This is a genomic window from Hubeiibacter jixunmingi (genome assembly GCF_041928215.1).
Lineage (GTDB): Bacteria > Pseudomonadota > Gammaproteobacteria > Pseudomonadales > Moraxellaceae > Acinetobacter.
This window is the reverse complement of sequence record NZ_JBHFHK010000012.1, coordinates 41,614-48,535: the sequence shown is the minus strand read 5'-3', so window position 1 is coordinate 48,535 and position 6,922 is coordinate 41,614. Positions and strand designations below refer to the sequence as shown.

At 37.4% G+C, this 6,922-nt stretch carries 8 protein-coding genes; 1 reads left to right on the top strand and 7 read right to left on the bottom strand.

Annotation, left to right across the window (positions count from 1 at the left end):
- Positions 1-246 precede the first annotated feature (246 nt).
- Complete coding sequence (gene thrC / locus ACEYX7_RS03370; protein WP_374805399.1) at positions 247-1,662, top strand: threonine synthase; 1,416 nt, start codon at positions 247-249, stop codon at positions 1,660-1,662.
- A 102-nt stretch (positions 1,663-1,764) separates the two neighbouring features.
- On the opposite strand, the gene ACEYX7_RS03365 is transcribed toward thrC, so the two are convergent.
- The 7 genes from ACEYX7_RS03365 to ACEYX7_RS03335 all read right to left on the bottom strand — a co-directional run bounded on the left by ACEYX7_RS03365 (position 1,765) and on the right by ACEYX7_RS03335 (position 6,767).
- Positions 1,765-2,130: a DUF423 domain-containing protein gene (locus ACEYX7_RS03365; protein WP_374806828.1), complete on the bottom strand. Its 366-nt coding sequence runs from the start codon at positions 2,128-2,130 to the stop codon at positions 1,765-1,767.
- Positions 2,131-2,164: 34 nt separating this feature from the next.
- On the bottom strand, positions 2,165-3,043 hold the full coding sequence (rpoH, locus tag ACEYX7_RS03360) for an RNA polymerase sigma factor RpoH (protein ID WP_374805401.1): 879 nt from the start codon (positions 3,041-3,043) through the stop codon (positions 2,165-2,167).
- 187 nt (positions 3,044-3,230) lie between these two features.
- Positions 3,231-3,461 (bottom strand): sulfurtransferase TusA family protein, encoded by a 231-nt coding sequence (locus tag ACEYX7_RS03355; protein ID WP_374805402.1) that lies wholly within the window; start codon positions 3,459-3,461, stop codon positions 3,231-3,233.
- A 47-nt stretch (positions 3,462-3,508) separates the two neighbouring features.
- Complete coding sequence (locus tag ACEYX7_RS03350) at positions 3,509-4,234, bottom strand: UDP-2,3-diacylglucosamine diphosphatase (RefSeq protein ID WP_374805403.1); 726 nt, start codon at positions 4,232-4,234, stop codon at positions 3,509-3,511.
- 25 nt (positions 4,235-4,259) lie between these two features.
- Positions 4,260-4,769 carry a peptidylprolyl isomerase gene (locus ACEYX7_RS03345; RefSeq protein ID WP_374805404.1) on the bottom strand — a complete coding sequence of 170 codons (510 nt, stop codon included), beginning with the start codon at positions 4,767-4,769 and terminating at the stop codon, positions 4,260-4,262.
- Between the two features lie 307 nt (positions 4,770-5,076).
- On the bottom strand, positions 5,077-5,643 hold the full coding sequence (ahpC, locus tag ACEYX7_RS03340) for an alkyl hydroperoxide reductase subunit C (RefSeq protein ID WP_374804552.1): 567 nt from the start codon (positions 5,641-5,643) through the stop codon (positions 5,077-5,079).
- Positions 5,644-5,957: 314 nt separating this feature from the next.
- Entirely contained in the window at positions 5,958-6,767 is an 810-nt protein-coding gene (locus tag ACEYX7_RS03335; protein ID WP_374804550.1) for a cytochrome C assembly family protein, read from the bottom strand.
- Positions 6,768-6,922 lie beyond the last annotated feature (155 nt).

Genomic DNA, 6,922 nt, shown 5'->3' with positions numbered 1-6,922 from the left:
AAGATTGCGATGCGTGCTGAGAAAACCGATGAATCTTTTGCTGCTAATATCTATCTGGCTGCAACAATAATCAATTTACGTTAATTGTCAACACGCCCTAATAAATTGATAGACAATTTTTATCGATTTTGGCATGATAAAGGTATGTAATGATTAAAGTGAAATTTGCATAATTAGAAGGATTAATTCTGTTGTGGCTGTGCAATTTTTCACTAATATTTTGATTTTAAGGATTTTGGAATACCTATGCAATACTTAAGCACGCGTGGCAAGACTGCCCCTATGCAATTTAGCGATGTTTTATTGATGGGCTTAGCACCAGACGGCGGTTTGATGTTGCCTGAAAGTTACCCACAGATTGACGATGCCACCCTGAACAAATGGCGAAGCCTAAGCTATGCGGATTTGGCATTTGAAATCATGCAACGCTTTGCGACAGACATTCCTAAAGCCGATTTAAAAGACATTATCGACCGTACTTATACCGTGCAAGCCTTTGGCAAAGCAGATATTACGCCTGTACGTACACTGAAAGACGGCATCAAGATTTTAGAATTATCTAACGGTCCAACCTTGGCATTTAAAGATGTGGCAATGCAATTTTTGGGCAATGCCTTTGAATATGTGCTGAAACAAAAAGGCGAACGCTTGACCATCATCGGTGCGACCAGTGGCGATACAGGTTCGGCAGCGGAATATGCCTTGCGTGGTAAAGAAAATATCGAAGTGTTTATGATGTCACCACACGGCAAAATGAGCGAATTCCAACGTGCTCAGATGTATAGCTTGATGGACAAAAATATTCATAATATCGCCATCGAAGGCATGTTTGATGATTGCCAAGATATTGTTAAAGCTTTACAGCAAGATGCTGAATTTAAAGCAAAATATAGCCTAGGTACGGTAAACTCAATTAACTGGGGTCGTATCCTTGCTCAAATCGTGTATTATTTCAAAGGTTATTTTGCAAGTACGGAAAATAACAGCCAAAAAGTAAGTTTCTGCGTGCCATCGGGTAACTTTGGTAATGTCTGTGCAGGGCATATCGCGCGTGAAATGGGCTTGCCGATTGACCGTTTAATTGTGGCGACCAATGAAAATGATGTGTTAAACGACTTTTTCCAAACAGGTAAATATACGCCACGCACTGCGGACAAAACTTATGTGACGTCTAGCCCGTCAATGGATATTTCAAAAGCATCGAATTTTGAACGTTTTATTTTCTTATTAACAGAAAAAAATGGTGAAAAACTATCTGAACTTTGGACAGATGTAAATAGCGGAAAAGGTTTTGATTTGGCTGATTTATTGGGTGATGTACAGCAAAAATATGGTTTTACCTCAGGTAAATCTACCCATGCCGACCGTTTAGCCACCATCAAAGCAGTATATGAGAGTGACAATGATTTGCTTGACCCACATACTGCGGATGGTGTAAAAGTCGCTCGTGACGTGCGTAAAGATGGCGAAGTGATCGTCTGTGCGGAAACGGCATTGCCTGCTAAGTTTGCAGAAACTATTACTGAAGCTGTAGGGCAAATCACAATCCCACGTCCTGCACATACGCAAAATATCGAAAGCTTGGAACAAAAAGTAGTGGTATTTGCCAATGATGCCAAATTGGTGCGTGGTTTGATTGAGCAAAATGTAGAGGCGAAATAGATTTTGCCTTGCTAGCCGGTAGATGAGCGTTTATCTATCGGCTAACATTTAAAAAAGTAATTGTCAAAAGATGATTGTCACATGAAATCAAAGTGACCAAATTTATAATTTTAATTTAAACGCCTGCACCGCTAGCAGTAGCCATGCCAGAATAAAACATAATCCGCCAATCGGCGTAATCATTCCTAACATTTTTGGCATACCTAATGCCATAAGATAAAGCGATCCTGAAAAAAGAACGATACCTGCTTGCATCAGATTAAATATCAGATTGATTTTAATAATTTTAATCACGTGATATAAGACAGCAACCGCTAATAAACCCAGAGCATGATAGAAAAAATATTGTGTAGCAGTTGCCCACCAAGCCAATTGCTGTTCATCAGCGATATTTTTAAGACCATGTGCACCAAATGCACCGAGCATTATCGCACAAGCCAAATTGATTGACGCAATTGCAATACGCATAACTTAACCTATTTTATATTGCCTAATAAATCGTTTAACCTGCAGACATTGCCACTTTAATTTTTTCCATGGCATTTTTTTCAAGCTGACGGATACGTTCGGCAGATACATTATATTCTGCTGCCAATTCATGCAATGTCGATTTATTGTCATCCAACCAGCGACGCTGTAAGATATCACGTGAACGATCGTCAAGATTATCCATTGCGTTTAACAAGGCATTATTGTTTTGCTCTTCCCAGTCTTCTTCTTCAACCAGACGAGCAGGGTCATATCGATTGTCTTCCAGATATAGAGATGGGGCAGTGTAGTGACTGTTTTCATCGTCATCATCACTTTGTGCTTCAAAAGCGGCATCATAAGCAGTCAAACGCCCTTCCATTTCAAGCACTTGCTCTGCGGTTACATTTAAATCTTCTGCAATCGCTTGTGCTTCGGCAAGCGTTAATTTTTTACTGGACTTTTTTAAACTACGCAAGTTAAAAAATAGTTTACGTTGTGCTTTGGTGGTCGCGACTTTCACAATACGCCAGTTGCGAATCACATATTCATGAATTTCTGCCTTGATCCAATGTACTGCAAATGACACCAAACGCACGCCCATGTTTGGGTCAAAACGCTTGACTGCTTTCATCAGACCCAAGTTGCCTTCTTGGATTAGGTCGCCTTGCGGTAAACCATAACCTGCGTAGCTACGTGCAATGTGAATAACAAAGCGTAAGTGCGACATGACCAACATTTTGGCAGCATCTAAATCTTGATCGTAGTAATAACGCTCCGCAAGCTCTTTTTCTTGTTCTACGGTGAGAATAGGGATTTGATTGACCGTGCTGATATACGCACCAAGGTTAGTTCCTGGTGCGGATAAAGATAAAGGCATGAGTGCATTGTTGCTTTTGGCAGACGATGACATATAAAAATCCTATTTGTGAAAAGCATCAATCAAGTGTGACTAGCGTATTATGCGTTAAAATTGCTAAAAAAAATATTGCAAAGTGTAAGCGAATAGACAGATCAATAACAAAGTTTGATATATGGCGATTTTAGCAAATATCAAGTTGCCTTTTGAACGTTAAATAAAATGAAATATATTCATTTATTCAATGACGTTGGATCGAAAAATGTATCTCATCAGTAAGATGTTGAATAGCTTGAAGCTGTAAACCTTGCACATCACAAAACTGTTGAATGTCTTGTATGCTATTTTGATCAGTGCTTTTTAATAAAAAGAATTGCTGGTCTGCCTGTTGCTTTAAGGCTTTTTTTAGCATTAATAATGGTGCAGGGCAAGCTTTATTACGTGCATCAATTTCAAAAAAAGATTCGTTCATAGCAGAAAATCAAACCGTAAATATCAGATTCTAAGTAAAAATTAATTTTAAGAAAAGTCCCAATCTTGCAATTCAAATGATAATTGACCATCATTTAACAATAATATTTTCGCTGATCCAAGCTTGCCTTGTTCACGCCAATCGCCTAAGACGATACGATATTTTTTTTCATCTAAAGCATAAATGGCGGGGCGGTGCGTATGACCATGAATCAATATATCACACTCATGTAAGGCTTGTGCAACCGCTTCAGCATTGACATCAATAGGTGCTTTTCGAGCCTGATTTTGCTTACTTTTATTGCGTAAATGATTGGCGAGCATTTTTTTTGCTTTAAAAGGCAAAGCCTTTAATGTTGCCAAACTAATAGGGTGGCGAATGGTTTTTTTATAACGTTGATAATCTACATCGTCAGTACATAAGCTATCGCCATGTTCTAGGCGAAAGTTTAGACCTTGCCATTGATAACAATAAGGCTCATGTAACAGTTTTCCATCAAAGCGATCCAAAAACCGCTGTCCCAGTAAGAAATCACGATTGCCTACTAAAAAATAAATATGATTGCCTTGATGCGTAAAATCTCGCAAGGCTTTGACAATCGGCAACAGCCATCCACTTGGATCAGCATCATCTAGCCACGTTTCAAACCAATCACCCAAAATATATAACTCAGTTGGTTCAGTTTGAAAGTGTTGTAATAAACGCACAAAACCGCTTGTTAAAAGCGGCTGGTGTTCAGACAAATGTAGATCTGAAATGAATAGCTGTCGCATTGCTTAAAGTCGTTCTCGTAGAGAATTATTCAGCGATGATTTTAGCAGATTCGATCACGATATTTTCTAATGGAACATCTTGATGATGACCACGGCTACCTGTACGTACAGCTTTGATCGCATTTACAACGTCCATACCTTCAACGACTTTACCAAATACAGCGTAGCCCCAGCCCTGTACTGTTTTGCCAGAATGGTTTAGGAAGCTGTTATTTTTTACATTAATAAAGAATTGTGCAGATGCTGAATGTGGTGCTTGAGTACGTGCCATTGCAATTGTACCCAACTCATTGCTTAAACCATTGTCTGCTTCATTTTCGATAGAATCACGTGTGGTTTTTTCGTGGAAGCTTTCATCAAAACCACCGCCTTGAATCATAAAGCCATCGATAACACGGTGAAAAATGACACCGTCATAAAAACCTTCACGAACGTATTGTAAAAAGTTTTCTACAGTTTTAGGCGCTTTTTCGCTATTTAGCTCAAGTACGATACGACCTTTATTGGTATTTAATTCAACTTGTGGAAGACTCATAGGATGCTCCGAATACATGAATGTCATGTTGTTTTTGGTTCGGTAAGATTACGCAAACTGTTTTGATTTCTCAAGCAAAATTACTTGATTTTTAACAAAGTACACAAATTTTAAACTCAATATTTAGTATTTTGTGATGATAATCACATTATTTGATGGTATTTTTACATTTCAATACACTATGTAAAATGTTTGAGAAAGCATTCTTTGTTCAATTTATTCTGGTTTTTAAAGAAATAAAATGCCCAAAGCCTTAAAAAAGCTTTGGGCAGGATTTATTTTAATGATCAATAAATCGCTTTAAAACTTAGATTTTACCAACTAAGTCTAAGCTTGGTTTCAAAGTTTGTTGACCTTGTTCCCATGCAGCTGGACATACTTCACCGTCGTTGTCACGTACGTATTGTGCAGCTTTTACTTTGCGTACCATGTCTTTTGCAGAACGACCGATACCCAAGTCATGGATTTCAGCAACTTTGATTTTGCCTTCTGGGTCAACCAAGAAAGTACCACGCAAAGCAGCGTTATCTTCTTCGATCATGATGTTAAAACCACGTGTGATTTTACCAGTACCATCGCCAAGCATTGGGTATTTTACTTTACCAATCGCTGGAGATGAATCGTGCCATGCTTTGTGTACAAAGTGAGTATCAGTAGAAACAGCATAAACTTCTACGCCCAAGCCTTTTAATTCTTCGTAGTGGTTCGCCATGTCTTCTAATTCTGTAGGGCAAACAAAAGTAAAATCATGTGGATAGAACATGAAAATTGACCATTGACCTTTTACGTCTTCAGAAGTGATGGTTTTGAACTCACCATTTACATATGCTTGAGTAGAAAATTCAGGAATTGTTTGATTGATAATGGCTACCATGTCAATTACTCTCTCTATAACTATATTGATTAAAAGGAAGCATCAGAGTGCTGGCTTCAGTATAACGTAAATTTGATTATTTTGCATGGCTAAAAAAACGGAAAATACGATTAAACAACATAAATACTACGATTATTTGTGTAATAATTATCCACTTTGGTTTAATTTATAATCCTTAAGAAATTATTGAACATAGGAAATAACAATTTTTAGATTAAATTGAGCGATTTATATTCAATTTAATCTAAAAATATGTATAATTTAATCTAAAAAATCGATGATGTTTTAAAATTTTGATTTTTATAGATATTGCATTAAGCTCGCATAAGAATAACTTGCAATACAAATTGCGTACCAATAAAGCCTAATGCTAAAAAGCCAAAGCCAATTAAGCTAAAACGAATGGCTTTATTACCACGCCAACCAAACTGCCAACGTCCAACCAACAAGCCCAAGTAAATTAACCATGACATGACACTAAATACGGTCTTATGTGCTAAATGTTGTCCAAAGAAATTTTCAATATTACAAAAACCAACAGTTAGTGCTGCGGTCAATAAAATAAAACCGATTAAAATTAAATCAAATAGTAATGATTCCATAGTTTGTAATGAGGGTAAAATATTGACCCAGAGGCGTTTGGCTTGTTTTTTCTTTAATTCACGGTTTTGTAACCAAATCAAAATGGCATGAATCGTTGCCATAGAGAGAACAGCGTAAGCGGATAACGATAAAATGATATGTCCATCGATGGCAAAGCCTTGTTGGCGGATGACTTGCGTTGGGCTATGCAACAGCTCACCGAGTAATAGACCAATCAATGCAACAGGCGTGGCGATCAGATTCATAAAGACCACAGGGCGGTACATACTAAAGCACGTGCCTAGTAATAATAATAAACCCGAAGTAAAAGAAATCAGATTGAATACATCATAGTCGATACCTTGCGGTTGAATCATATTCATGCTTAAAACTAAGCCATGCAAAATTAAACCCGAAAAAAGTACCGACCACAGTAAGAAAGGATTGAGCTGGCTTTTTTGTAAAAAATGCTTTAACAAATACAAAAACGCTACCACATACGCAACACACGCCATGACAGTTAAAGCAACATTTAATAACATAACACGCCTTTTGATGATATAATAAACGCCAGGATGATGACTTTGTAGCAAAAAGCAAACAATATGCTTGTCTCACTGTGATTACTATCGCATATTTGCACAAAATCATCTACCATATACAGAGAAAGATTTTTTGTAATTTAGCCTTTTTAAGC